The organism is Rhizobium sp. KDH_Rht_773_N (assembly GCF_052946295.1).
In genome coordinates, this window is the sequence record NZ_JBRFNB010000002.1 from 676,742 (window position 1) to 700,833 (window position 24,092).

The 24,092-nt window shown below is 62.4% G+C and carries 21 protein-coding genes and 1 pseudogene; 10 read left to right on the forward strand and 12 right to left on the reverse strand.

Annotation, left to right across the window (positions count from 1 at the left end; translation table 11 throughout):
- Positions 1-20 precede the first annotated feature (20 nt).
- Together ACU8HS_RS25090 and ACU8HS_RS25095 are read left to right on the forward strand one after the other, a co-directional pair.
- Positions 21-1,151: an RHE_PE00001 family protein gene (locus ACU8HS_RS25090; RefSeq protein WP_112759352.1), complete on the forward strand. Its 1,131-nt coding sequence runs from the start codon at positions 21-23 to the stop codon at positions 1,149-1,151.
- Between the two features lie 99 nt (positions 1,152-1,250).
- Positions 1,251-1,484 (forward strand): annotated as a pseudogene (locus ACU8HS_RS25095) (IS6 family transposase); the annotation flags it as partial.
- A gap of 135 nt (positions 1,485-1,619) precedes the next feature.
- Here ACU8HS_RS25095 and ACU8HS_RS25100 read toward each other — a convergent pair.
- Positions 1,620-1,892, reverse strand: a complete 273-nt coding sequence (locus ACU8HS_RS25100; RefSeq protein ID WP_377312910.1) for an usg protein — start codon at positions 1,890-1,892, stop codon at positions 1,620-1,622.
- A 280-nt stretch (positions 1,893-2,172) separates the two neighbouring features.
- Here ACU8HS_RS25100 and groES point away from each other — a divergent pair, with 280 nt between their 5' ends.
- The 5 genes from groES (at position 2,173) to ACU8HS_RS25125 (ending at position 8,099) form a co-directional block, all read left to right on the forward strand.
- A complete protein-coding gene (gene groES, locus ACU8HS_RS25105; RefSeq protein WP_112572073.1) occupies positions 2,173-2,487 on the forward strand; it encodes a co-chaperone GroES in 315 nt (104 codons plus the stop codon).
- A 59-nt stretch (positions 2,488-2,546) separates the two neighbouring features.
- On the forward strand, positions 2,547-4,175 hold the full coding sequence (gene groL, locus ACU8HS_RS25110; protein WP_447016448.1) for a chaperonin GroEL: 1,629 nt from the start codon (positions 2,547-2,549) through the stop codon (positions 4,173-4,175).
- A 90-nt stretch (positions 4,176-4,265) separates the two neighbouring features.
- Positions 4,266-4,688 carry a hypothetical protein gene (locus ACU8HS_RS25115; RefSeq protein ID WP_447016449.1) on the forward strand — a complete coding sequence of 141 codons (423 nt, stop codon included), beginning with the start codon at positions 4,266-4,268 and terminating at the stop codon, positions 4,686-4,688.
- An 89-nt stretch (positions 4,689-4,777) separates the two neighbouring features.
- Positions 4,778-5,872 (forward strand): glycosyltransferase family 4 protein, encoded by a 1,095-nt coding sequence (locus ACU8HS_RS25120; RefSeq protein ID WP_447016450.1) that lies wholly within the window; start codon positions 4,778-4,780, stop codon positions 5,870-5,872.
- A 16-nt stretch (positions 5,873-5,888) separates the two neighbouring features.
- On the forward strand, positions 5,889-8,099 hold the full coding sequence (locus ACU8HS_RS25125; protein WP_447016451.1) for an amylo-alpha-1,6-glucosidase: 2,211 nt from the start codon (positions 5,889-5,891) through the stop codon (positions 8,097-8,099).
- 456 nt (positions 8,100-8,555) lie between these two features.
- On the opposite strand, the gene ACU8HS_RS25130 is transcribed toward ACU8HS_RS25125, so the two are convergent.
- The 9 genes from ACU8HS_RS25130 to ACU8HS_RS25170 form a co-directional block, all read right to left on the reverse strand.
- Positions 8,556-9,272 (reverse strand): Bax inhibitor-1/YccA family protein, encoded by a 717-nt coding sequence (locus ACU8HS_RS25130; RefSeq protein WP_112572084.1) that lies wholly within the window; start codon positions 9,270-9,272, stop codon positions 8,556-8,558.
- A gap of 20 nt (positions 9,273-9,292) precedes the next feature.
- Positions 9,293-10,060 carry an anti-sigma factor family protein gene (locus tag ACU8HS_RS25135; RefSeq protein ID WP_113413987.1) on the reverse strand — a complete coding sequence of 256 codons (768 nt, stop codon included), beginning with the start codon at positions 10,058-10,060 and terminating at the stop codon, positions 9,293-9,295.
- Entirely contained in the window at positions 10,047-10,586 is a 540-nt protein-coding gene (locus tag ACU8HS_RS25140) for a sigma-70 family RNA polymerase sigma factor (protein ID WP_112572099.1), read from the reverse strand. Before ACU8HS_RS25140 ends, ACU8HS_RS25135 begins: the two co-directional genes overlap by 14 nt.
- Before the next feature lie 183 nt (positions 10,587-10,769).
- Positions 10,770-12,020 (reverse strand): oxalate decarboxylase family bicupin, encoded by a 1,251-nt coding sequence (locus ACU8HS_RS25145; RefSeq protein WP_112572101.1) that lies wholly within the window; start codon positions 12,018-12,020, stop codon positions 10,770-10,772.
- 27 nt (positions 12,021-12,047) lie between these two features.
- On the reverse strand, positions 12,048-15,170 hold the full coding sequence (locus ACU8HS_RS25150; protein WP_113413988.1) for an efflux RND transporter permease subunit: 3,123 nt from the start codon (positions 15,168-15,170) through the stop codon (positions 12,048-12,050).
- 3 nt (positions 15,171-15,173) lie between these two features.
- Positions 15,174-16,361, reverse strand: a complete 1,188-nt coding sequence (locus ACU8HS_RS25155) for an efflux RND transporter periplasmic adaptor subunit (protein WP_112759379.1) — start codon at positions 16,359-16,361, stop codon at positions 15,174-15,176.
- Positions 16,362-16,545: 184 nt separating this feature from the next.
- Positions 16,546-16,968, reverse strand: a complete 423-nt coding sequence (locus tag ACU8HS_RS25160; protein ID WP_447016452.1) for a hypothetical protein — start codon at positions 16,966-16,968, stop codon at positions 16,546-16,548.
- Complete coding sequence (locus ACU8HS_RS25165) at positions 16,943-17,464, reverse strand: hypothetical protein (protein WP_447016453.1); 522 nt, start codon at positions 17,462-17,464, stop codon at positions 16,943-16,945. The genes ACU8HS_RS25160 and ACU8HS_RS25165 overlap by 26 nt, the downstream gene beginning before the upstream one ends.
- Positions 17,465-17,471: 7 nt before the next feature.
- Positions 17,472-18,305, reverse strand: a complete 834-nt coding sequence (locus ACU8HS_RS25170) for a formate/nitrite transporter family protein (RefSeq protein ID WP_112759356.1) — start codon at positions 18,303-18,305, stop codon at positions 17,472-17,474.
- On the opposite strand from ACU8HS_RS25170, the gene ACU8HS_RS25175 reads away from it, so the two are divergent.
- The 3 genes from ACU8HS_RS25175 (at position 18,237) to ACU8HS_RS25185 (ending at position 21,122) form a co-directional block, all read left to right on the forward strand.
- A complete protein-coding gene (locus tag ACU8HS_RS25175) occupies positions 18,237-18,404 on the forward strand; it encodes a hypothetical protein (protein WP_162703033.1) in 168 nt (55 codons plus the stop codon). The two genes, ACU8HS_RS25170 and ACU8HS_RS25175, sit on opposite strands and share 69 nt — an antisense overlap.
- Before the next feature lie 676 nt (positions 18,405-19,080).
- Positions 19,081-20,571, forward strand: coding sequence for a glycosyltransferase family 39 protein (locus ACU8HS_RS25180; protein ID WP_447016461.1), 1,491 nt, complete (start codon positions 19,081-19,083; stop codon positions 20,569-20,571).
- A 245-nt stretch (positions 20,572-20,816) separates the two neighbouring features.
- The gene (locus ACU8HS_RS25185) at positions 20,817-21,122 is read left to right on the forward strand and encodes a hypothetical protein (protein ID WP_112704355.1); all 306 of its coding nucleotides are present in this window, start codon (positions 20,817-20,819) and stop codon (positions 21,120-21,122) included.
- 26 nt (positions 21,123-21,148) lie between these two features.
- Here the strand turns inward: ACU8HS_RS25185 and cueR are convergent, their stop codons facing one another.
- On the reverse strand, positions 21,149-21,541 hold the full coding sequence (cueR, locus tag ACU8HS_RS25190; protein WP_447016454.1) for a Cu(I)-responsive transcriptional regulator: 393 nt from the start codon (positions 21,539-21,541) through the stop codon (positions 21,149-21,151).
- A gap of 11 nt (positions 21,542-21,552) precedes the next feature.
- A complete protein-coding gene (locus ACU8HS_RS25195; RefSeq protein WP_447016455.1) occupies positions 21,553-24,072 on the reverse strand; it encodes a heavy metal translocating P-type ATPase in 2,520 nt (839 codons plus the stop codon).
- Positions 24,073-24,092: the final 20 nt, after the last annotated feature.

The following is a 24,092-nucleotide window of genomic DNA, read 5'->3' on the forward strand; positions in this document are numbered from 1 at the left end:
AGAATCCGTTAAACCTAACAATGCGCTACGATATAGATGCCGCAACGCTCCAGACGCTGCTTCCGGCCATTGCCGGGGCCGAGGACGCGTTGGCGCGGCTCGACGAGCGGACGGCACGGTCGCCGGTGGGGCAGGGCTTTGCCGCGCGCGGCCATTTCTTCGATGCGGCCGGTGCGCTGTGGGTGGCGGGCGAACTCGTGCATGTCGAAGACCTGGTCCTTCACGATGCGCATATGGACAGCCGCGCGCCGAGCCACGAGCTGACCATCGCCCATTCCGTCCTGCGCACGCGGCGGCGGATCGAGACGGCCGATCCGGCCTGGGCGCTCAGCCCGGCGGGCCTTGGCGTTCTGACCGCCAGCATGCTGGAAGGGGAGGAGAGGGCGCCCGAAGCACCCGAGGCCGCGCCTGTCGGGCATGAGCCTGACGAAGAGGACGACGGGGCGCCGCTTGCCGCCGAAATCGCCGAACTCGACGCCCTGCTCGCCCGTTCGCAGAGACTTCTCGACCGGCATGCCGGAAAACCTGTGGCGGAAGAGCTGGCAGAGGCTGCGTCGACGCAACGCAACGACGATCCGCTTGGCCTGTTCGGCGACGACGAATGGAACGAGGAAGAGCGGCTTCAGCAATGGCGCGGGCTGATACCGCTCGTCGAGGAGCTGCCGCACAGCCTGGCGGCCGCCGTTCTCTTCGACGCCTGGGAGCGGATCGAACCTCTGCGCCGGCAGCATTGGCTGGGCGGACTGCTGATTGCAAGCAGCCTGCGGGCGCGCGGCAAGGTCGCCTCGCATCTCTTTTCTTTTCACACCGGGCTGAAGCAGATCCGCCACGAACGCCGCCGCTCGCGTGATCGCGTCACACGCCTGCAGGCCTTTCTCGATGCGATGCGGGAAAGCGCCACTGTCGGTCTGAAGGAGATCGATCGTCTGTCGCTCGCCCGCACGCAGATGGAGTTGCGCTTCCGCGGTCGCCGTTCGAACAGCAGCCTGCCGCAGCTTGCCGATTTCATCCTGTCGCGGCCGATGGTGTCGGCCGCCATGGTTGCGCGCGAGCTTGGCGTGACCCAGCGCGGCGCTCTGAACCTCATCAACGAGATCGGCATCCGCGAAATCACCGGCCGTGGCCGCTACCGGGCCTGGGGCATTCTCTGAAGCCGCTACCGGATACGTCTTTTCGACCGCCGCAAGGGTGTATCCGCAAAGACTTTGAGTGGCATCGTAAACTTAACGAAGTCGCGATCAAGATGTGGGATCTGGCGGCATGACCGCTTTGCCCGTGATCCGCTTTATCGCCGCCATCGCTTTCCAACCGAAATCATCGCCCACGCGGTGTGGCTCTATTTCCGCTTCCCACTGAGCTTGCGAATGGTCGAGGCCATCCTGGCCGCACGCGGTATCATCGTCTCGCATCAGACGGTCCGGCTGTGGGCTGAGAAGTTTGGCGGTGCCTTCGCCAACGACATCCGCAGACGCACGGCCGGCCGGCTCGGCGAGCGAATTGCGCGCCGCGGCAATGGACCAATGGGCCAAGATCGCCCGGATATGACCTCTTGCTGAAACTCGGCATCTCCGCTTGTTTCGTGACCGTTAAGTTTACGATGCCAATCCGGTCTCAAGACTTCAGTGAAGCCTCAATTCACCTTCGACACGGCGCCATTCGTTGGGTCCAATCAGGCGCTGATGGGTGTAGCGCACGGAATGCAGCGGCCCATCGAGGTTCGCCTGCCAGAAGTCCAGGAACTTGTGCATTTCGGGAAAGTCGGGAGCGAGATCGTAGTCCTGCCAGACATAGGTCTGCAGCACGGATTCAAAATCAGGAATGCGGTAGAGGATATGCGCGGTTGTCAGTCCATAGCCATTAAGCTGACGCTCCAGATCCGATGAGAATTGCATGCTTCGTCTCCGTTTCATGACAATCCAAAGGTGGCGCAAAATTTTGCGGCCATCAACGAATTTCCGAACGCGACAGCTCAGTTTGTTGTTCCTTTACAGCATGTTAGCAGCCGCTGACGGTAATTGCTAATTTTTCGTTCTGACCTCTTGAAATCGAAAATCCGCAAAACCAGATCATTTCGCGCAAAACGCTCGAACGAGGTTTTGCACCCGCCCGGACTGGTCATCCGGTCCGGCCCAGGGGGAACAACGTCATCTTTTTTGCTCAACGGAGGAAAACATGTCGTTCCGACCGCTTCATGATCGCATTCTCGTTCGCCGGGTCGAATCCGAAGAAAAGACCAAAGGCGGCATCATCATTCCCGACACCGCCAAGGAAAAACCGCAGGAGGGCGAAGTCATCGCCGTCGGCCCCGGCGCGCGCAACGAGGCCGGCCAGATCCAGGCGCTCGACGTTAAGGCCGGCGACCGCATCCTGTTCGGCAAGTGGTCCGGCACCGAGATCAAGATCAACGGCGAAGACCTGCTGATCATGAAGGAAAGCGATGTCCTGGGCATCATCGAAGCTCAGGCCGAGCAGAGACAAGCGGCCTGAGGCGATACCCGTCAATCCAACCCATCAGTCAGATAGCTGCCTATTGAGGAGTTAAAGAAGTGGCTGCGAAAGAAGTCAAGTTTCACACCGATGCCCGTGAACGCATGCTGCGTGGCGTCGACGTGCTCGCCAATGCGGTCAAGGTCACCCTCGGACCGAAGGGTCGTAACGTCGTGATCGACAAGTCCTTCGGCGCCCCGCGCGTTACCAAGGACGGCGTTTCCGTCGCCAAGGAAATCGAACTCGAAGACAAGTTCGAGAACATGGGCGCCCAGATGCTGCGCGAAGTGGCATCGAAGACCAACGATCTCGCCGGCGACGGCACCACCACCGCGACCGTTCTCGCTCAGGCAATCGTCAAGGAAGGCGCCAAGGCCGTCGCCTCCGGCATGAACCCGATGGACCTGAAGCGTGGTATAGACCTTGCTGTCGACGCTGTCGTCAAGGAGCTGAAGACCAACGCCCGCAAGATCACCAGCAACTCCGAAATCGCCCAGGTCGGCACTATCTCCGCCAATGGCGATTCCGAGATCGGCCGCTATCTCGCTGAGGCGATGGAGAAGGTCGGCAACGAAGGTGTCATTACGGTCGAGGAAGCCAAGACCGCCGAGACCGAACTCGAAGTCGTCGAAGGCATGCAGTTCGACCGCGGCTACCTCAGCCCCTACTTCGTCACCAACCAGGACAAGATGCGGGTCGAACTGGAAGATCCCTATATCCTGATCCACGAGAAGAAGCTTTCGAACCTGCAGGCGATGCTGCCGGTACTCGAAGTCGTCGTCCAGTCCGGCAAGCCGCTGCTGATCATCGCTGAAGACGTCGAAGGTGAGGCGCTCGCCACGCTCGTCGTCAACAAGCTGCGCGGTGGGCTGAAGATCGCTGCCGTCAAGGCACCGGGCTTCGGCGATCGCCGCAAGGCCATGCTCGAAGACATCGCCATCCTGACGGGCGGCACCGTCATCTCCGAGGACCTCGGCATCAAGCTCGAGAATGTAACCCTCAACATGCTCGGCCGCGCCAAGAAGGTGGCGATCGAGAAGGAGAATACCACCATCATCGATGGCGTTGGCTCCAAGACCGAGATCGACGGTCGCGTTGCCCAGATCCGCGCCCAGATTGAGGAAACCACTTCCGATTACGACCGCGAAAAGCTGCAGGAACGTCTTGCCAAGCTCGCCGGCGGTGTTGCCGTGATCCGCGTCGGCGGCTCGACGGAAGTCGAAGTAAAGGAGAAGAAGGACCGCGTCGACGATGCGCTGCACGCTACTCGCGCAGCTGTCGAAGAAGGCATCCTGCCTGGCGGTGGCGTTGCCCTGCTGCGCGCCGTCAAGGCGCTCGATAATCTCGACGCTGCCAACCAGGACCAGAAGGTCGGCATCGAGATCGTTCGCCGGGCGATCGAAGCGCCCGTTCGCCAGATTGCCGAGAATGCCGGCGCCGAAGGTTCCATCATCGTCGGCAAGCTGCGCGAGAAGGCCGACTTCTCCTACGGCTGGAACGCCCAGACCGGCGAATATGGCGACCTCTATGCCCAGGGTGTCATCGATCCCGCCAAGGTCGTGCGTACCGCACTCCAGGATGCCGCCTCTGTTGCCGGTCTGCTGGTAACCACCGAGGCGATGATCGCCGAGAAGCCTAAGAAAGAAGCTGCACCGGCGATCCCCGCCGGCGCCGGCATGGACTTCTAAGGCAATCGAAGGAGGCTCGCGCCGTCCGCCAGGTGCGGGCCTCACAAGCACGAACCAAGTTCCATCGGTCAAGATCAATGGAGCCAAGCCATGAGAAAGGAAAGCACCAGAAATTCGATACCGGAGGAAGCTAAAGCAGCGATCAGCGCCGGACATCTTCTTCATCCAACCAAGCATTTTGGTCATCCCTGTGACGTTCTTGCCGCCGACGATATCGGCGATGACGAGAAACGCGCCATTCTTGCGTCGTGGGCATCCGACATCTTTGCCATCGAGTCCATTCCGGCCCTTCGCCTTTATCCGGGCACGGATAAAGCCGTCTCCTATGACGAGATCATTGAAGCGCTGAAGACGTTGGACCAGCGTGATACGCAGTCCGGAGAGCAGGACTCGTCCAGTTCCTTCGACTTCCCCAGGACTCATCGCCGCAGATCACAAGTACGCCGGTTCGGCGGCCTTGGCTTGTGCAGCTACCGGAAAGGAGACCACCGCCGACAGCCGTTCGAGACGTAAATACCGCTTCTAGCCTGCAGCGTGCCTCTTCGAGAACGCGGGCATGATTTTTACCGACGACTCTTTGCTCAATTGAGGAGGTTTTGCCGATGAAGATCGCTCAGATTGCACCACTCGCCGAAAGTGTTCCGCCGAAGCTCTATGGGGGAACCGAGCGCATTGTTTCCTATCTCACCGAAGAACTTGTCGCCCAGGGCCATGACGTGACCCTCTTTGCCAGCGGCGACTCCGTCACCAACGCCCGGCTGGTGGTGTGCTCGGATGTCGCGCTCAGGCTCAATCAGGCTGTCAAAGACCACTTGCCGCACCAGGTCGTGATGCTGGAGGAGATCCGTCGGCGGGCGCACGAATTCGATGTGCTGCACTTCCACATCGATCTCCTGCATTTTCCGCTGATCCGGGCTTTCGCAGACCGCACGGTCACGACGCTGCATGGGCGCCTCGACCTGCCGGACCTCAAGCCCTTCTACAAGGCATTCCCCGATGTTCCGCTGGTTTCGATTTCCAACGACCAGCGCCGCCCGATGCCGCCCGTCAACTGGTCCGGAACGGTCTACCATGGGCTGCCGGTCGACCTGCTGCCTTTCATCGAAAAGCCCCAGGGCAATTATCTTGCCTTCCTCGGACGGATCTCGCCGGAGAAGCGGCCGGATCGTGCCATCGAGATCGCAGCGAAGGTCGGCATGCCCCTGAAGATCGCAGCCAAGATTGACAATGCCGACAAGGCCTATTGGGAGACGGTGGTCGAGCCGATGGTCAAGAGCCATTCGAATGTCGAATTCGTCGGCGAGATCAACGAGCATCAGAAGGCCGACTTTCTTGGCAATGCCGGTGCCCTGCTGTTCCCGATCGACTGGCCTGAGCCGTTCGGACTGGTCATGATCGAAGCCATGGCCTGCGGCACGCCTGTCATCGCCTTCCGATGCGGCTCGGTTCCCGAGGTGATCGACGAGGACGTTTCCGGCGTGCTGGTGGACAGCGTTCAGGAAGCTGTGGAAAATATCGAATGGGCGTTGCGGCTCGATCGTCGCAAGGTCCGGGCCGCTTTCGAAAAGCGCTTCACAGCCGAACGCATGGCGCGCGACTATGTCGACATCTATCGGCAGCTGCCCGGCACCCGGACAAAGGCCGCGCCGCTTCGTCGCGCCAACAGCCAGTCCCTCGATCTCCAAGTGGTAGCTTAGGAAACCGGAGGCCGTCATGCCGATCGCTTCTGCAGGCAGCAATTCAGTCCCCGAGCCGGCAGGCCAAGGGACGCCGATAGCGCAGTTCTTCATTCCCGCTGCCGCGTCGCTGCAGGAGCGACGGCCGCGTACCCTGAAGCACGGCGATACCTTCGCCGTCTTCGACCACAATGGCGATGCGCTTTCCGGGCCCGGCAGCCCGGAAGGCCTCTTTCACCGTGATACGCGTTACCTCTCGCATCTCTATCTGACGATCAACGGCAAGCGGCCGATGCTCTTGTCATCGACGCTGCGCGATGACAACGCGATGCTTACCTGCGATCTCACCAATCCTGATATCTTCGACAAGAAGGGGAAGCTCGTTCTGGAGCATGACCTGATCCATCTGCGCAGATCCCGCTTTCTCTGGAATGCGCATTGTTACGAGCGATTGAGCGTGAGGAACTATGACGACCAGCCGCGCCACGTGCCCATCGGGATCGAGTTCGCGTCAGATTTTGCAGATCTTTTCGAAGTGAGGGGGACCGCAAGAGCGCGAAAGGGGCGCTATCTTCCTGCGGTCATGGAGCAGGATTCGATCCTGCTTTCCTATATCGGGCTCGATGACCGCAGACGGTCGACGCATCTTTCCTTCTCTCCACAGCCGGACGAGATTCGCAGCGATCTCGTCATCTATGATCTCCATCTTGAGCCGCACGAGACGCGGTCGCTCTTCATCGAGATCGCTTGCGACCAGAGCGCTATCGAACGACCAAGTCACTTTTCCTTTTTCGCGGGCCTGCGGGATGCCCGCCGTGCGTTGCGCTCTTCTTCCTCGCGTGCGGCGTCAATTGCAACGTCCAACGAGATCTTCAATGAGGTTGCGCGCCGCAGCATCTCCGATCTCTACATGCTGATGACCGACAAGCCGGAAGGGCCGTATCCCTATGCCGGCATTCCCTGGTTCAGCACCGTCTTCGGCCGCGATGCGCTGATAACAGCGCTGGAGACGCTCTGGCTCGATCCGCAGATCGCCCGCGGCGTGCTCGGACATCTGGCGGCAAACCAGGCCACAGAGATCAATCCTGCCTCCGATGCCGAGCCCGGAAAGATCTTGCATGAGGTGCGCTATGGCGAAATGGCCGAACTCGGCGAGGTTCCCTTCCGCCGTTATTACGGCAGTATCGACTCAACCCCGCTCTTCGTGATGCTGGCCGGCGAGTATCTCAAACGGACCGGAGATCTTGCGACCATTGATCGCCTTCTGCCGCATATCGAGGCGGCGCTCACTTGGATCGACGAGCATGGCGACCGCGACGGCGACGGTTTCGTCGAATATGGACCCATGACGGACGAAGGGCTGATCAACCAGGCCTGGAAGGACAGCCATGACTCGGTCTTCCACGCTGACGGCACATTGGCGAAGGGGCCGATCGCGATCGTCGAGGTTCAAGCTTATGTCTACGGCGCCTGGCAGGCGGCCGCAGAGATCTTCCGGCGGCTTGGCCGGCCGGAACGGGCGGCAAAGTTTCTTGCACGAGCGGAGGGTCTGCGCCGCACCTTCGATACGAGCTTCTTTGACGAGGACCTCGGCACGTATGTCCTGGCTCTGGACGGGGACAAGCGCCCCTGTCGCGTCTGCTCGTCCAACGCCGGCCACGCACTGTTTACCGGCATCGCTTATCCTGAACGAGCCGCGCAGGTTACCCGCACGCTGATGAGTGCCTCGTCCTTCTGCGGCTGGGGCATCCGCACCATTCCTTCCGCCGAGGCTCGCTATAATCCGATGAGCTACCACAACGGCTCGATCTGGCCGCACGACAATGCCCTGATCGCCAGCGGACTTGCCCGCTATGGCTATCGCGCTGAAGCGGCTCGGATCTTCGAGGGCCTGTTTGCGGCTTCGACGTATATCGACCTGCGCCGGCTTCCGGAACTCTTCTGCGGTCTGCCACGCCAGCGCGCGCAGGGGCCCACCTTCTATCCTGTTGCATGCTCTCCACAAGCATGGGCAGCCGCAGCGCCACTTCTCCTGCTGCAATCCTGCCTGGGCCTCGACTTCGATCCGAACGCCCTGCACATCAGCTTCGATGAACCGCAATTGCCTTCTTTCCTCGACGAAGTGACCCTGCGGCGCCTGCAGATCGGCAATGGCTCGGCCGACGTCGCTATCCGCCGATCCGGCCGGCAGGTCGTGGTCGACGTTATCGATCGGCGAGGGAACGTCCGAGTGCTGACAATGGCATAGCCAGGTAGCAATCCAAGGAAACGGGGTTGCCTGTCTTGCCCATTCGAACTTCTCTTCGTCCGAAACCAACAGATCGACCAGGGCGGCAGTCCTGCCCGTCGGCAGACGCCGCCCTTCGCCCATCAAGGCTTCGCCGTTGTTGGCCCACGCAAATGCCTCGGCGGGCATCGTAAACTCAACGAAGTAGCGATCAAAACGTGGGATCTGGCGGCATGACCCGCTTTGCCCGTGATCCGCTTTATCGCCGCCATCGCTTTCCAACCGCAGCGCATCGTTTGCGCGCTTTGCCAAAGCGTAAGAGGACCCGCTCAAGCCTAAGAATAGCAGACATGACAAACGAAAACGGCCGGGCGTCGCGCCCGGCCGTTTCTTTAGGGTGAGCACCCGATCCGTCATCCTGTCACAGATTTCGAACCGGGCGCTCTTGCGCTTCCATTGCCCCCAGAAGCGCGGTCCTTATTCCCGCTCGCCCGTGAAGTTGAGCAGAAGCTGGAAGATGTTGACGAAGTTCAGGTAGAGCGACAGAGCGCCGAAGACGGCGAGCTTCTGGTTCGATTCCTGATCGTAGTTTTCCGAATACTGTTCCTTGATGTTCTGCGTATCGTAGGCGGTGAGGCCGACGAAGACGACGATGCCGATCACCGAGATCGCGAACTGCAGCGCAGACGAACCGAGGAAGATGTTGACGATGCCGGCGATGATGATGCCGAACAGGCCCATCATCAGGAACGAACCCATCTTCGAGAGGTCACGCTTCGTCGTATAGCCGTAGAGGCTGATCGCGCCGAACATGGCGGCGGTGATGAAGAAGGTCTGTGCGATGCTCGTCCGGGTGAAGACCAGGAAGATGGAGGCGAGCGACAGGCCCATCACGGCGCAGAAGGCCCAGAAGGTTATCTGCGCGGTGCTTGCCGACATGGACTGGATACGGAACGAGAAGAAGAAGACGAAGGCAAGCGGCGCCAGCATCACGACCCACTTGAGCGGCGTCTGGAAGATCGGCACGAAGAGCGCCGGCGTGGTGCCGACAATGAAGGCGACGATGCCGGTGATGACGAGGCCGAGGGCCATGTAGTTGTAGACGCGCAGCATGTGCTGGCGCAGACCCTCGTCAAAAAGGGCCTGCGTGTTGGCGGCGGAGCCGTAACCATAGCGGGGATTGATCGGGTTCATGACTGATCTCCTCGGTTGAACTAGTAGAGCGACCGGGCCAGCCGTTCGGCGGCCTGATCGAGATTGGTGCCGCTATTGTCGGCGATCAGCGCGTAGGCAACGTCACCGATCTGCCAATAGGCGGCCTCTGTCTTTTCAAGGGCGACATGGCTGACCGGCTTCACCTCGAAGGCACCCGGCCGGACGGCGAAGAGCGACAGGCGCTTGCCGTCCGCCTCCTCGATTGCCATTTCGACGCTCGGGCCAAAATCCGACGGGAAGATCTGCACATCGGCGACCTTCCAATCCTTGGGTAGGTCCGGCATCACGATTGCGGTCGCGGCGCGGATATCCTCGGCGCTATAGGCCGGCGCGGTCTGCGACGGGATGGTTTCGCGCAGCGCTGCCGTGCGATAGGCGCGTACCGCATCCTCGACATAGGCCGGAGCTGGAACCGACGCATTGACCTCCGTTGCCGTGAAGGCCCCGAAGGAATTGTGCGCCACCCAGCCGGCGGCAAGCAGAATACCGACGGCAGCAATGCGCTGCATCGAATGCAAGATGCGGCCATAGGAGAGGCCACGTTCCAGCCTGCGGGCGGCATCGCGCGTTTCGGCGCGGCCGAAGGCGCGTTCACCCGCGAGCGCCAGCCGAAGCTCGCCCTTCATGCTCAGATCGGCCATAACCTTTGCGGCGATCGCCGGATTTTCGGAGAGATAGGACTCCACCTGGATGCGCCGTGCGACATCGAGCTCGCCGTCCACATAGGCGTCGAGATCGGCATCGATGATTGGATCAATCGCCTTCATTGCCGTTCCCTCCAACGAGTTTCAGGTGTGCGATGCGCGGCGTCTTTTCCTCGAACTCGCGCAACTGGGCGCGGGCGCGGGAGATGCGCGACATCAGCGTACCGACAGGAATGCCGAGCGCATTGGCCGCTTCCTGATAAGACAGGTCCTCGATCGCCACGAGATGCAGCGCCTCGCGCTGCTCTTCCGGAAGGTCGAAGAAGGCGTCGCGCACCTGCTGCAGGCGCACTGCATGTTCCTGGCCTGCCGGCAGCGACTGTTCCGCCTCGACCGCCGCCTCATCGTGGCGGCGCGTCAGCGAGCGGGTCTGCCGCACGCGGTCGATATGGGCATTGTGCAGGATGGAAAGCAGCCAGGTACGCAGGTTTCCGCCGCTGCGGAAGCTCTTGCGCTTCTCGAAGGCTCGCAGCAGCGCATCATGCACCAGATCCTCCGCCTCGTCCGAATTGCGCACCAACGAGCGCGCATAGCGGCGAAGCGCTGCGAGCTGACCGATGACATCGAAGGGGCGTTCTTTCCGTTCCATGATTGAGTATACGTAAGCATCGCGGATTTTATTCCGCACCCGTGCAGATTTTTTTCTTCGGCCGCGGCAGAAGGAAAGGTCGCTCGTCGGACAGCGCGAAAAACCTCCGCCGTCTGCGACAGCGGAGGCGGTGGCTTCGGTTATTGCTGTAGGATCAGCCCCTGCTGGGCAGGATCCCCGGGGTCAGCCTTTTGGCATGATCCCCGGCTGGTCGGCCGGAAATTTGGCGATGTCCTGCACGCTGATATTGAGGTGCTGGGCAACAAGGGTTGCCGGCGTATGGGTGAGCCACGAGGAGAGGCCGACTTCCTGATAGTCTGCCACCTTGAAAACGGCGACGAATTGAAGGTCCGTCTTGCCCGTATTTTCGATGATGTGGCCCTGGCTCCTTTTGACATAGCCGATATCGCCGGGCCGGAAATCGGCGGTCTGGCTGCGCGGGCCGGCATCGAAGACCGTCATGCGGCCTTCGCCCTTGATCCAGTACTGCCACTCGTCGGCATTCGGATGCCAGTGCATTTCCCGCACGGCGCCCGGCTTGATCGTCTCTATCGCTGCGGCAATCGTTTTGGAGACCTTGAAGATGCTGCTGTCGGCCAGCTGGATCGTGCCCGATGCATTCTGCTTCAGCGGCGCCGACGCTGCCAGCCGGTAGGTGAAAGGATAGGGCGGCAGGCCGCCGGACGCGACCGCCTCCTGGTCGGCGGAAAGCGGACCCGGTTCCTTGCCCTGGAAGATCCAGAGGTCCTGCAGCGGGATGTTCCTGAACGTGTCCTGCGAGACGCCGAAATTCTTGGCGAGCAGGTCCGGCGAGGTATGCGCCAGCCAGTCGGTCAATAGCAGGGTGCCATATTCGGACTGGTCGCCCTCGTCGAAGACGATGACGAATTCGCAGCCCTCCGGTCCGAGCCCCTGCAGAGAATGCGGGAAACCGGCCGGAAAATACCAGAGATCGCCGGCCTCGACGTCCTGCACATAGGCGCGGCCCTGCGGATCGAGCACCGTTACGCGGCAGCGGCCATTGGTCATGATCGCCCATTCGGCTGCCCGGTGCCAGTGCATCTCGCGGATGCCGCCGGGGCCAAGGCGCATGTTGACGCCCGAAACCGCCTCGGAAATGGCAAAGTCGGCCTTCGTCACCTGTCGCGCCCAGCCGCCGTTCTGGATGCGCTTGGCAGCATTGTTGAACGATCCCCAGAAGAGCTGCATGTCGCCGACATCGGTCGCCGGCGGGCTGTCGAAGGAGGGAAACTGGTCGCTGATGGCAGGGTTCTTCGGCCCAGGATCGGAAAGCCCTGCGGGATTGGCGTTGATGGCGCCTTCAGCCGGCTGGTCGGGATTGCCGAAGCTCGCCGCACGGGCGCCACCCGCCGCAAGGGCGGTTCCCCCCATCGCTCCGAGCGCAAGGACCGTGCGTCTTGAGAGAGGTTCCATGGTTTTACTCCTTTCACGTCGATTGGGCTATTCCGCCGGCACCTGGTCTTGGGGCCGGGCGCCGGCAAGGGCACGTCGTCTGCCGCCGACGAACTGGCTCAGCCGTTCGAGGTAGAGGTAGACGACCGGGGTCGTGTAGAGCGTCATCAGCTGGCTGATGAGCAGGCCGCCGACCATGGCGTAGCCGAGCGGCTGGCGCAGTTCCGAGCCGGTGCCGTGGCCGAGCATCAGCGGCAGGCCGGCCAGAAGAGCGGCCGCTGTCGTCATGATGATCGGGCGGAAGCGCAGGAGGCAGGCCTGGCGGATCGCGTCCTCCGGCGACAGTCCCTGCTCGCGCTGGGCGGCGATGGCGAAGTCGACGATCATGATGCCGTTCTTCTTGACGATGCCGATCAGCAGGATGACGCCGATCAGCGCGATGACGGTGAAGTCGAAGCCGAAGGCCCAGAGCATGGCGAGCGCGCCGAGACCGGCCGACGGCAGCGTCGACAGGATCGTCAGCGGATGGAAATAGCTCTCGTAGAGCACGCCGAGGATCAGATAGATCACGGCAATCGCGGCAAGCACCAGCAGCGGCTCGCTGGCAAGCGAACTCTGATAGGCCTGCGCATTGCCCTGGAACGTGCCGATGACGGTCGCCGGCTTGCCGAGATCCGCCTCGGCCTTGCCGATGGCGGCGACCGCCTGGCTGAGGGCCACGCCCTTCGCCAGGTTGAACGAGAGGGTAACGGCCGGGAACTGGCTCTGATGGTTGACGGCAAGTACGGCCGTCGGTTCCGTCGTCTGTTTGACGAGCTGGTTCAGCGGGACCTGTTCGCCGGTCAGCGGCGACTTGATGTAGAGGCCGTTGATCGCCAGCGGCGAATTCTGGAACTGCGGCGCCACCTCGAGAATCACATGGTAGCTGTTCAGGTCGGTGAAATACTGTGTGACCTGGCGCTGGCCGAAGGCATCGTAGAGCGTGTTGTCGATCGTCTGCGGCGCAATGCCGAAGCGCGATGCCTGGTCGCGGTCGATCGCCAGCGTCACCGTGGCGCCGCCATTCTGCTGGTCGGTGGCGACATCGGTCAGTTCCGGCAGCGTCTTGAACTTGGCAAGCAGCCTGGCCGCCCAGTCGTCGAGTTCTCCCGCATCGCCGTCCTGCAGCGTATACTGGAACTGCGTTGCCGAGCTGCGCCCGCCGACATTGATGTCCTGCGCCGGCTGCAGGAAAAGCTCCGCACCCTGCATCCCGGCAAGTTTCGGGCGAAGCCTGTTGATGATCTCGCTGGCCGAGGCATCACGCTCGCCTTCCGGCTTCAGGGTGATGAACATGCGGCCGGTATTGACCGTCAGCCCGGCCCCGCCGCCGACCGCCATGCCGACGCTGGCGACCGCCGGGTCGCTCGCCACGATATTGCCGGCCTCGATCTGATGGCGCGACATTTCGGCGAAGGAAATATCCTGCGACGCTTCGAGTATGCCGGTGATGAGGCCGGTATCCTGTATCGGGAAGAAGCCTTTGGGAATGTCGACGAACAGGAAGCCGGTCGCCGCCAGCGAGGCGAGGAAGGCCGCCATCGTCAGCCGGTGATGGCGAAGCGCCACGTCGAGCGTGCGGCGATAGCCAGCAAGAAGCCCGTCGAATATCCTTTCGCTGAGATTGTAGAGCCTGCCGTGGCGGGCGTCCTTTTCCGGCTTCAGGAAGCGGGAGCTCATCATCGGCGTGATGGTGAGCGACACGAGAGCCGAGACGACGATCGTCATCGTCACCGTGATCGCGAATTCCCGGAACAGGCGGCCGACGATGCCGCCCATCAGGAGCAGCGGAATGAAGACGGCGACGAGCGAGATGCTGATCGAAATGATGGTGAAGCCGATTTCCCGTGCGCCGTCGATGGCCGCCTCCTTCGGCGTCTTGCCCATTTCCATGTGGCGATGGATGTTCTCGACCATGACGATCGCGTCGTCGACGACGAAGCCGACGGCGATGCTCAATCCCATCAGCGAGAGATTGTCGAGGCTGAAGCCCGCGGCATACATCAGCGCCAGTGTGGCAAGAAGCGCAAGCGGCACGGTGACGCTCGGGATCACCGTGACCCAGACATTGCGCAGGAAGATGAAGATCACCATGACGACGAGGGCGATGGTGATGACAAGCGTCGTCTCGACATCCGCCACCGAGGCGCGGATCGTCGTCGTCCGGTCGCTGAGGACGGAAAGGTGGATCGCGGCCGGCGCGATCGCCTGGAGCTGCGGCAAGGCGGCGTGGATCGCATCGACGGTGTCGATGATATTGGCGCCGGGCAGCTTGAAGATCGGCAGCAGGATGGCCCGCTTGCCGTCGGCCCAGGCGGCCAGCTGATCGTTTTCCGGTCCGTCGATTGCCTGGCCGATATCGCCGATGCGCACCGGCGCGCCGTCGCGATAGGCGACGATCGCATCGTTCCACGGGGCGGCCTTCAGGAGCTGGTCATTGTCGTAGATCGTATAGGTATGTTCAGCACCCTGCACACTGCCCTTCGGCGCGTTGCTGGTGATCCCGGTCACGGCGCTGCGGATATCCTCGAGCGAAAGCCCCATTTCGGCGATCTTGCCGGGATCGATCTGCAGGCGGACAGCGGGCTTCTGCTGGCCGAAAATCAGAACCTGGGAAACGCCGTCGAGCTGGCTGATATGCTGGGCAAGCACGCTCTCGGCAAAGTCGTCGACCTGCGTGAGCGGCAGAGTGTCCGATGTCAGGGCGAGAACCATGACGGGCGGATCGGCGGGATTGACCTTGCGATAGGTCGGCGGCGAGGGCAGGTCCGTCGGCAATTGTCCGCCGGCCGCATTGATCGCGGTCTGCACGTCCTGGGCGGCGCTGTCGACGTCGCGCGACAGGTCGAACTGCAGGGTAATCGCGCTGCTGCCGAGCGTGCTCGTCGAGGTCATCTGGGTGACGCCGGGGATCTGGCCGAACTGCCGTTCCAGCGGCTGGGTGACTGTGGAAGCCATGGTTTTCGGATCGGCGCCCGGCAATTGCGTCGAGACCTGAATGGTTGGAAAATCGACTTGCGGCAAAGGCGCGACCGGCAGGAGAGGGTAGGCGACGATACCGATGCCGAAGAGGCCGGCCATCAGCAGCGAGGCGGCAATCGGTCGCTCGATGAACCAGGAGGAGATCGACATCGCCTACTCCCTGCTGGCCGCTTGCGAGGCGGCCGGCTGTTGAACGGTGACGCGCGTCCCGGCATCCAGGCGATACTGGCCTGACGTGACGACCTGCTCGCCGCCATCAAGGCCCTCTTCGATGACGGCGCGGCCATTCTCGATCGGACCGGGACTGACCTTGCGGACCTGGGCAGCACCGCCCGCATCGACAATGTAGACGAAGAAGCCGCCTTGTCCCCGCTGCAATGCAGCCGAGGGAACGGTGACGGCCTTGCGGATCGTCTGCTGCTTGACCCGCAGCATCACGAACTGACCCGGCCACAAGGCATCGTCCTTGTTGTCAAAGGTCGATTTGATGCGGATCGTGCCGCTTGCCTGATCGATGACATTGTCGATCAGCGACAGCGTGCCCGAGGCAAGCTGCTGCGACTGATCCATCGACATGGCCGTCACTTCCACCGGGCCGGCCCTCAATGCGCCGCGCACGGCATCGAGGTCGTCCTCGCGCAGCGTGGAGATGACGGTGATCGGCTGCGTCTGGGTGATGGTGACGATCGGTGTCGTATCGGTCGTGTGGACTTCGTTGCCGGCGTCGATCCGCCGGATGCCCGTGCGGCCGTCGATCGGCGAGCGGATCTCGGTATAGGAGAGCGAGACGTCAGCCGCCTCCTTGGCAGCCTGATCCTGCGCAAGCTCAGCCTCGGCGCTTGCCACCTGGGCCTGCTGCTCTTCCAGGGTTTCCTGCGTAACGATCTGCTGCTGCGAAAGCTTCTGATCCTTGACCAGCAGATACTGGGCATTGGCGAGATCGGCCTGGTCCTGCTTGATCTTGGCCGCGGCCTGGTCGACGGCTGCCTGGAAGGGGCGCGGATCGATGACGGCGAGAAGATCCCCTTTCCTGACGGCCTGGCCCTCGTCGAACATCACGCTCTGCAGCTCGCCGTCGACGCGTGTCGTGATGTTGACCGTATAGTTGGCCTGCACGGTGCCGAGACCGTCGAGATAGACAGGCACGTCGGCAACCGCCGGGGTGGCGACCTCGACCGGCACCGCCGGTGTGCGGGGCTCGGGTGCGGCAGCGGTTGGCTCCGTCCCCGCAAACCAGAAGGCGGCCGCCGATCCGCCGGCAATGGCGAGGATGGCGATGGCAGCCAGAGCGGCCGGGCGCCGGCGCTTGCGAGGTTCGGTCACGGTGCGGATGGACGTCACGGCTGGCTCCATGGCTATGGGATTGAAACATACCGATCTCGCCGCCGGGATCGGGCGGCCTCGGGCTGGCTCTGCCTGGTTGAGGGGCTATGAAGCGGGGAGTGTGAAATCACCGTCTTCTGCCGACCAATACCGACGGAAAGAGGCTACGACCGGGCAGGGCTGCGCGCATCTATACGCAGGTCTAGTTGCCGTTCCCAAAAGGTATAAGCCCCGGCAAACGGAGAAAAGCAGCGGCGGCGGCCGGAGGCGATCCGCCTGTCCAGCGCGCCGCCTGCACGGCTTGCGGCGGTGCCGCCGGCGGCCGCCTGCGAAAGTCGGGATGCAATGGCCCGAAGGGCATCGCGCCCAGGCCGGCGACAAGGGCAATGCCGGCGATCGCAAAGCAGAAGGACAGAACGAAGAGGTCGGCATAGGCAAGCACGCTTGCCTGCGCATGGACCGCCGTCGCGACTGTGGAGAGAGCCTCCAGCTCTGCGCGCTGGCTGGTGCCGAACAGCGTCCCCAGCTTCGCCAGCGCTGCGTGGAGACTGTCCGACGATCCGGAAATCGGCCCGGTCAGGACATTGGAATGATACTGCTCACGTTGTCGCAGCCAGGTGTTCAACAGGCTTTGCGCCAGCTCGACGCTGCCAAGCCGGATCACCTGAATATAGGCGGAGACCGCGGTTGAGCGTTTCGGGTCGGAATTGGCGATCAGGTAGACGACGGTCGGCGGCCAGATTGGCCCTGGAGGCGGCGACCGCCGCATCATATTCGCGCGGGTCGATCTCGGCGAGCAGCTGGCCCTTCGTGACCCGCTGATAGTCGGCGACCGGAGCGTTCCGGACGATGCCGCTGATCTGGGCGCTCAGCGTCGAGACATCGGCGCTGACCACGGCGTCGTCGGTCGATTGATGTGATGTACCTGCCACCCAGCGGTTCCAATCTGCGGTGGCGACCGCCACTCCGCCGCTGACGAGCGTGACGGCAAGAAGGGGAACGGCAAGCCGTCTCAACGACACGACGCTTGCCGGGGAGGGAGCGGCCGGCGCTTCCGGCAGCTGGGGTGAACGGGCAGGCTCGGACGGGCTCAGGCTGGTGATCGCAATCTGGCTGACCATGGGAACCTCACTTTTCGCCGCGGTTTGCAGATGGTTTCGTGCGGAGGCGGACCGGGGCCGGTGCGAAGGAAACGTGGCCGGTGCCGTCGGCCTGCAGCCAGTAGCCAAGCGCCATGAAGACGGCACCGCCGATGAGGTTGCCGAGCGTCACCCAGACGAGATTGTGGACGGCGGCAAAGAGCGTGATATTGGCCGGATGGTCGCCCATCAGCGCCATCGAGAAGGTGAACATGTTGGCGACGCTGTGTTCGTAGCCGGCGGCAACGAAGATGGTGATCGGCCAGAAGATCAGCATGATCTTGGCCGCGGCGTTTTCGGTGCGTCCCGCCATCCAGATGGCGAGGCAGACAAGCCAGTTGCAGAGAATGCCGCGGGCAAGAAGCTCCAGCGAACCGGCCGACATCTTGGCCGAGACGATGGAGAAGAACGCCTGGCTTCCGTCACCCAGAAGCACGCCGCCGCCGGCCAGATGGAACAGGCCGGCAAGCACCATGGCGCCGATCAGATTGCCGATCCAGGCCGTTGCCCAGACAAGCAACATATCGGCAATATTGCTGCGCCGCGTCAGCACGGAAAGCGGCATATACATGGCCGTTCCGGTAAAAAGCTCGCTGCCGGCAAAGACGACGATCGTCAGGGCAGAAGAAAAGACTACGCCCATGACAAGGTGCGCCCAGGCGGGATCGGCATGTGCGCCGGCGGTGAACATGATGATATCGCCGAAACCGATATAGGCTCCTGCCATGGCTGCCCCGATAAGGAAGGCAGCAAAGTGGTGACGGACGGCATCGGCTTTTTCTTCACCGGACTGGGCGAAGTGATCAATCGAATCCTGATACATGACGGCAGCTCGCGTGTTGTGACGATCGAACCGGGCTTCGTCCGGAACGGCCAAACGTTAATCACGCGGGCTGCAGAGCTGAATCATACCTACGTTTAGACCGCCTGCCGATAGGTTCAGGTGCGCCCCGCCGTTGCGGGCCTGCCTCTTCGCAATCGATCCGCCAACCGAAAAGAAAAAAGGCCGCCTCCGATATGCCGAAGGCGGCCACTTGCGGATCCTCGGGCAATCCGTGGCTTCGGGCGGAGGGGAGGGACACCGGGAAGCTCAACCGAGATTTCTATCGCCCGTCAGGAGGAGGCTTCGGGCGATGGGCAGGACGTTACGCCGATCCCCGAGCCTGCGGAACTAAACTTACGTATTGGTCCGCCTGGACAAGCAGGCGATGTCATGCCGCTTCGTCTTCGCGCCGCATGAAAGTCCAAACAACTCGGCTCGCACTGCTCCTGGCGGAAACCCGAGTAGCCATAAGAGTATCTTGCCTGATGTCTGTGGCTTTTATGTAGCCGGCTCAAATAATCGGATCGAAACGGCCGGGCAGGTCTCCATATTTCCGCCATTCGCGGTCATTTGCACTTCCCCGGGATGGATCGGCCTGCTAACTAGGACTGCATTTACTGGGGGATATATGCATGCCTCGAAGAGGATACGCTCAGCTTGGGCAAGCTGTTTGTAAGACCGTAAATCCTGCTGTCGTGAGATCGGTCAGCAGATAGTGAGCTCCGAAAGTATCCTCCTTCCACCGCTTGAGGAAAGCCAGGCGGGCCGGCGATCACTGCTCGCGCGGATCGGCAGCAGCCTCACCGCTGCGAGCCTGTTCCTGGCATTCTATTTTGTCGTCAATATCGTGTTTCGGATCGCGCTTCCCGACACGCTTGGTCTCGACGAATCCGAGCAGGCCTTCTTCTCGCAATATCTCTTCCTGGGCTATGGTCCCCAGCCGCCCTTCTACAACTGGCTGCAATATGCGGTCGTCTCGGTTGCCGGCCTGTCGATCTGGACGCTCGCAATCCCGAAGAACATCCTGCTTTTTCTCTGTTATGTGCTCTATGGGCTCGCCGCGCGGGAGGCACTGAAGGACAAGGTGCTTGCGTCGGTCGCGATGCTGAGCCTCATCACCCTGCCGCAGGTTGGCTTTCTGGCACAGCGCGAGCTGACCCATACCGTGGCGCTGCTTGTCGCAACCGGGCTCTTTCTCTACAGCCTGTTCAGAACCCTGCAAAGGCCGACGCTCGCCTCCTATCTCCTGGTCGGCATTGCTGCCGGCATCGGCGTGATCTCGAAGTATAATTTTGCCATTCTGCCGGCCGCTGCCTTGCTCGCGGTCCTGGCCGACAAGGAATGGCGGCGCCGTCTGTTCGACTGGCGCATGCTTGCGGCGATTGCCGTCGGCCTCCTGATCGTCCTTCCGCACGCCTTCTGGCTGCTGGACAATATCGACAGCGCGTCGTCCGCCACCCTGCAGCGGATGACGGCCCGGCACGAGGCGTCAAGCACGATCCTGCGTATCGGCCAGGGGCTTGTCTCCCTCGTCGTTGCGGTCATCGGCTTCTCGGCCCTGCCGACCGTCCTTTTCGCCGCCGCTTTCCGTCGCGATTTCTTCCGGGCGCTCACGGCAACCAGCCCGATGATACGCCTGATCGAACGGATGATGGCGGCAAGCCTGCTTGCCGTCGCCCTCGTCGTCGTTGGCGGCGCAAGCCATATTCACGAGCGCTGGCTCGATCCCTTCCTGCTGATCCTGCCCGTTTATCTGTTGCTGAAAATGCAGGCCGCGGGCTTCGATCTGTCTGTCGGGATACGCCGTTTCCTGCCTGTTGTGCCGGTCGCGATGGCCATCATCATTACGGTGCTGACGCTGCGGATCGTGGGGGCTCAACATGTGGGGAGCTATCCGATCCTGAACGCGCCGATGGTCCGGTTCGCCTCGGAACTGACTGCCGCCCGCCAGCCCGTCCTGATCATCGCGTCCAGCAAATATCTTGCCGGCAATTTCCGTCTGCAATTGCCCGACGTGCCGACCGTGCTGCCGGACTTTCCCGATCCGGCATTGCCCGACTATGCCAATGCGAAAGGACCTGTTCTCGTCCTCTGGCGCGGGCGCAGCGAAACGGACGCAACGATACCGGCGGATTTTGCAGCGCGGCTTCAGGCGGCAGGCATCGAGCTGCCGCAGACAAACACGCTTGCTCTGCCCTATCTCTTCGGACATCCGAACCACAAGTTCGCCATCGGCTATGCCTGGATCGAGGGCGGAGCGACATAGCCGGGCTGCAGTCCCAAGATTTGCCAGGACGACGTCAGCGATTTTTCAGAACTGCGCAGCCTGGAAGCGTGAGTTGCGAGCGCCGGTGGAGGCTTGCCGGGAGTATATCGCGACAGGCCACAAGAAAATCTGTCGCTTTCCACTGTTGCACAGCTGTTCAACTGTCGACACAGCGGTCCGGGCGATTGTTTGTGACAGTTACATGACAGAGTATGGCCCCGCTGATTTGCAGGGGAATACATACAATGAAAGAAAAAAAGCGAGTCTACGAGGCTCTCGTGGACGGCGCCATGGAAGGTCTGGTGGGCGATGCGCTTTATGATTTTGTCCGCAAGCGCTGCCCCAAAGCCTCCAGCAAGAAGATCGTTCGTGCCTCGCTGCTGGCGCTGACCGATCCGCATCTGAGGGACCGCAATATCCTCGACGTCATCTACGCGCTGGCAATCAAGCACCGGCTGGACGACACGACGGTCGAGGATGAACATGATGAGGAGGCCGAGGAGAGGGAAACCTCCGACACGGCCGGCAAGGACCAGCCGCCGCTTTCCTGAGCAGACAGGGCGGGAGATAACGGGGCTCAGGGGGCGCTGTCGGAGAGCTCTTCGAGGATCGGGCAGTCCGGACGATCATTGCCGTGGCAGGCATGAACGAGATGTTCGAGCGTGCGCCGCAATTCCGTCAGCTCGCGGATCTTCCGGTCGATTTCCGAAAGCTTCGCTTCGGCAATCCCCTTGACGTCGGCGCTTGCCCGGCTCTTGTCCTCGTACAGCGCCAAGAGCTGACGGCACTCCTCCACCGAGAAGCCGAGGCCACGCGAGCGCTGCAGGAAACGCAGCTTGTGCACGTCCGAAGCCGTATAGTCGCGATAGCCGTTTCCGCCCCGGTCGGGGCGGATCAGGCCGATATCCTCGTAATAGCGGATGGTCTTCGAAGGCAGGCCGGACTGTTCAGAGGCTTCGCCGATGTTCATCGTCTGGTTTCCTACAGTTTTTCCACTCTCAGCCTCAGCGCATTGCCGATGACGGAGACCGAGGAGAGGCTCATGGCGGCCGCCGCGATCATCGGCGAGAGCAGCAGGCCGAAGATCGGGTAGAGCACGCCCGCCGCGACGGGGATGCCGAGCGCATTATAGCCGAAGGCAAAGCCGAGATTCTGGCGGATGTTGCGCATCGTCGCTTCGGCGAGCCGCCTGGCGCGGACGATTCCGTTGAGATCGCCCTTCACCAATGTAATGCCGGCACTTTCCATCGCAACATCGGCACCCGTGCCCATGGCGATGCCGACATCGGCGGCGGCCAGCGCCGGCGCATCGTTGACCCCATCACCGGCCATGGCGATGACAGCGCCTCTTGCGCGGAGTTCATCGACCAGCGCCTTCTTGTCCTCGGGCAGAACATCGGCGCGGACCTCGTCGATCCCGAGACTTTTGGCCACGGCGCGTGCCGTGCGTTCATTGTCGCCGGTCGCCATGATGATCTTCAGGCCGCTGTCATGCAGTGCCCTGATGGCCGCAGCCGTCGTTGGCTTGATGCGGTCGGCGACGGCGACAAGGCCCGCCAGACGACCGTCGAGGGCGACGAACATGACGGTCTTGCCGTCCCCGCGCAGCGCTTCGGCCCGGTCTGAAAGCGCTGCCGGATCGATGCCGAGATCGGCGAGCATGGCGGCGTTGCCAAGCGCGACCGATGCGCTGCCGACCGTGCCTTCCACACCCTTGCCGGTCCTTGCCTGAAAACCTGTGACGTCGCTGAGGGTGAGCCCGCGTTCTTCCGCGCCCGAGACGATTGCCTCGGCGAGCGGATGTTCGGAGCCGCGTTCCAGGCTTGCGGCAAGCGCCAGCAGATGTTTTTCATCAGTTCCGCCCGAGGGGAGGACGTCCGTCAGTCTGGGCTTGCCTTCGGTCAGCGTGCCCGTCTTGTCGACGATCAACGTATCGACCTTTGAGAAACGCTCCAGCGCTTCCGCATCCTTGATCAGCACGCCTTCCTGCGCGCCGCGCCCGGTGGCGATCATGATCGACATCGGCGTTGCGAGGCCGAGCGCGCAGGGGCAGGCGATGATGAGCACGGCGACGGCGGCGAGCAGCGCGTTGGCCAGCCGCGGCTCCGGCCCGACAAAAGACCAGATGAGGAAGGCTGCGACGGCGGCTGCAACGACAGCCGGAACGAAGATCGCCGAAACGCGATCGACGGCACCCTGGATCGGGGCGCGCGAGCGCTGCGCCTTCGCCACCATATCGACAATGCGGGACAGCGTCGTATCGGCACCGACCTTTTCGGCAGTCATGATGAGCGCGCCGTTCCCGTTCATGGTGCCGCCCGTCAGTGCGTCGCCCTTTGCCTTCTCGACCGGCAAGGGCTCACCGGTGATCATCGATTCATCGACGGTCGATTGCCCTTCGACGACGGAACCGTCGGCGGGTACGCGTTCACCGGGGCGTACGCGCAGCCGGTCGCCGGTCACGATCTCGTCGACAGGCACGTCGCTTTCGCTGCCGTCGGCATTGACGCGGCGGGCAGTCTTGGGTGCGAGATCGAGCAGGGCGCGGATGGCAGAGCCGGTGCGCTCGCGTGCCTTCAATTCCAGTACCTGCCCGACGAAGACAAGCGCGACGATGACGGCAGCCGCCTCGAAATAGACAGGCACGGAGCCGCCGTGGCCGCGGAAACTGTGGGGAAAGAGATCGGGCGCCAGCGTCGCCACGACGCTGTAGAGATAGGCGGTGCCGACGCCGAGGCCGATCAGCGTCCACATGTTCGGGCTGCGGTTGACGAGCGATGCCCGGGCGCGGCGGAAGAAGGGAAGGGCTGCCCACAGCACGACCGGCGTCGCCAGGAGCATTTCGACATAGCTCGCCAGCGGCTCACCGAGTGCCTCGCGCGGGAAGGCGAGCCCGATCATCGGCCCCATGGTGAGGATGAGGAGCGGGGCGGCCAGAAGAGCGCTGATCCACAGCCGGCGCGTGAAATCGACGAGTTCCGGGTTCGGCCCCTCATCCTCGGGCGGAATGCCCATCGGCTCCAGCGCCATGCCGCATTTCGGGCAGTCGCTGGGACGGTCGCTGACGACCTCGGGATGCATGGGGCAGGTATAGAGCGTACCCTTCGGCATGGCCGCTGCGGCAGGCTTCCTTCCGTCGCGATAGTTTTCGGGGACGGCTTCGAATTTCGCCTTGCAGCCGGCCGAGCAGAAGTAGAATTTCTCGCCCTCGTGCTTCAGGAAATGCCTGGCGCTGGCGCGGTCGACGCTCATGCCGCAGACCGGGTCCGTCGCGGTGAGGTAATCCAGCGGCGTTGCCTCGAATTTCTTGCGGCAGCCGTCGCAGCAGAAATGGTAGGTGTGTCCTTCATAGTCGAGGGACGGTTTGCCGGCATCGGGATCGACCGTCATGCCGCAGACGGGATCGCGCACGACGGTCTCTGCGGGTTTTCCTGCGGGTGCTCCCGCGTCATGGTGGTGATGGTCGTGACCGTGATGACGATGATCGTGCTTGTTATCCATAATGCTGCGCCTTTCATGCC

What these genes read in the sequence shown, in the direction of transcription:
- ACU8HS_RS25165 (WP_447016453.1), bottom strand. Translation starts at nt 17,464, where the DNA reads ATGGTCAGCCAGATTGCGATCACCAGCCTGAGCCCGTCCGAGCCTGCC.
- ACU8HS_RS25100 (WP_377312910.1), bottom strand. Translation starts at nt 1,892, where the DNA reads ATGCAATTCTCATCGGATCTGGAGCGTCAGCTTAATGGCTATGGACTG.
- ACU8HS_RS25150 (WP_113413988.1), bottom strand. Translation starts at nt 15,170, where the DNA reads ATGTCGATCTCCTCCTGGTTCATCGAGCGACCGATTGCCGCCTCGCTG.
- ACU8HS_RS25135 (WP_113413987.1), bottom strand. Translation starts at nt 10,060, where the DNA reads ATGAAGGCGATTGATCCAATCATCGATGCCGATCTCGACGCCTATGTG.
- ACU8HS_RS25115 (WP_447016449.1), top strand. Translation starts at nt 4,266, where the DNA reads ATGAGAAAGGAAAGCACCAGAAATTCGATACCGGAGGAAGCTAAAGCA.
- groES (WP_112572073.1), top strand. Translation starts at nt 2,173, where the DNA reads ATGTCGTTCCGACCGCTTCATGATCGCATTCTCGTTCGCCGGGTCGAA.
- ACU8HS_RS25140 (WP_112572099.1), bottom strand. Translation starts at nt 10,586, where the DNA reads ATGGAACGGAAAGAACGCCCCTTCGATGTCATCGGTCAGCTCGCAGCG.
- ACU8HS_RS25125 (WP_447016451.1), top strand. Translation starts at nt 5,889, where the DNA reads ATGCCGATCGCTTCTGCAGGCAGCAATTCAGTCCCCGAGCCGGCAGGC.
- cueR (WP_447016454.1), bottom strand. Translation starts at nt 21,541, where the DNA reads ATGAACATCGGCGAAGCCTCTGAACAGTCCGGCCTGCCTTCGAAGACC.
- ACU8HS_RS25170 (WP_112759356.1), bottom strand. Translation starts at nt 18,305, where the DNA reads ATGTATCAGGATTCGATTGATCACTTCGCCCAGTCCGGTGAAGAAAAA.
- ACU8HS_RS25195 (WP_447016455.1), bottom strand. Translation starts at nt 24,072, where the DNA reads ATGGATAACAAGCACGATCATCGTCATCACGGTCACGACCATCACCAC.
- ACU8HS_RS25145 (WP_112572101.1), bottom strand. Translation starts at nt 12,020, where the DNA reads ATGGAACCTCTCTCAAGACGCACGGTCCTTGCGCTCGGAGCGATGGGG.
- ACU8HS_RS25130 (WP_112572084.1), bottom strand. Translation starts at nt 9,272, where the DNA reads ATGAACCCGATCAATCCCCGCTATGGTTACGGCTCCGCCGCCAACACG.
- ACU8HS_RS25185 (WP_112704355.1), top strand. Translation starts at nt 20,817, where the DNA reads ATGAAAGAAAAAAAGCGAGTCTACGAGGCTCTCGTGGACGGCGCCATG.
- ACU8HS_RS25090 (WP_112759352.1), top strand. Translation starts at nt 21, where the DNA reads ATGCGCTACGATATAGATGCCGCAACGCTCCAGACGCTGCTTCCGGCC.
- ACU8HS_RS25120 (WP_447016450.1), top strand. Translation starts at nt 4,778, where the DNA reads ATGAAGATCGCTCAGATTGCACCACTCGCCGAAAGTGTTCCGCCGAAG.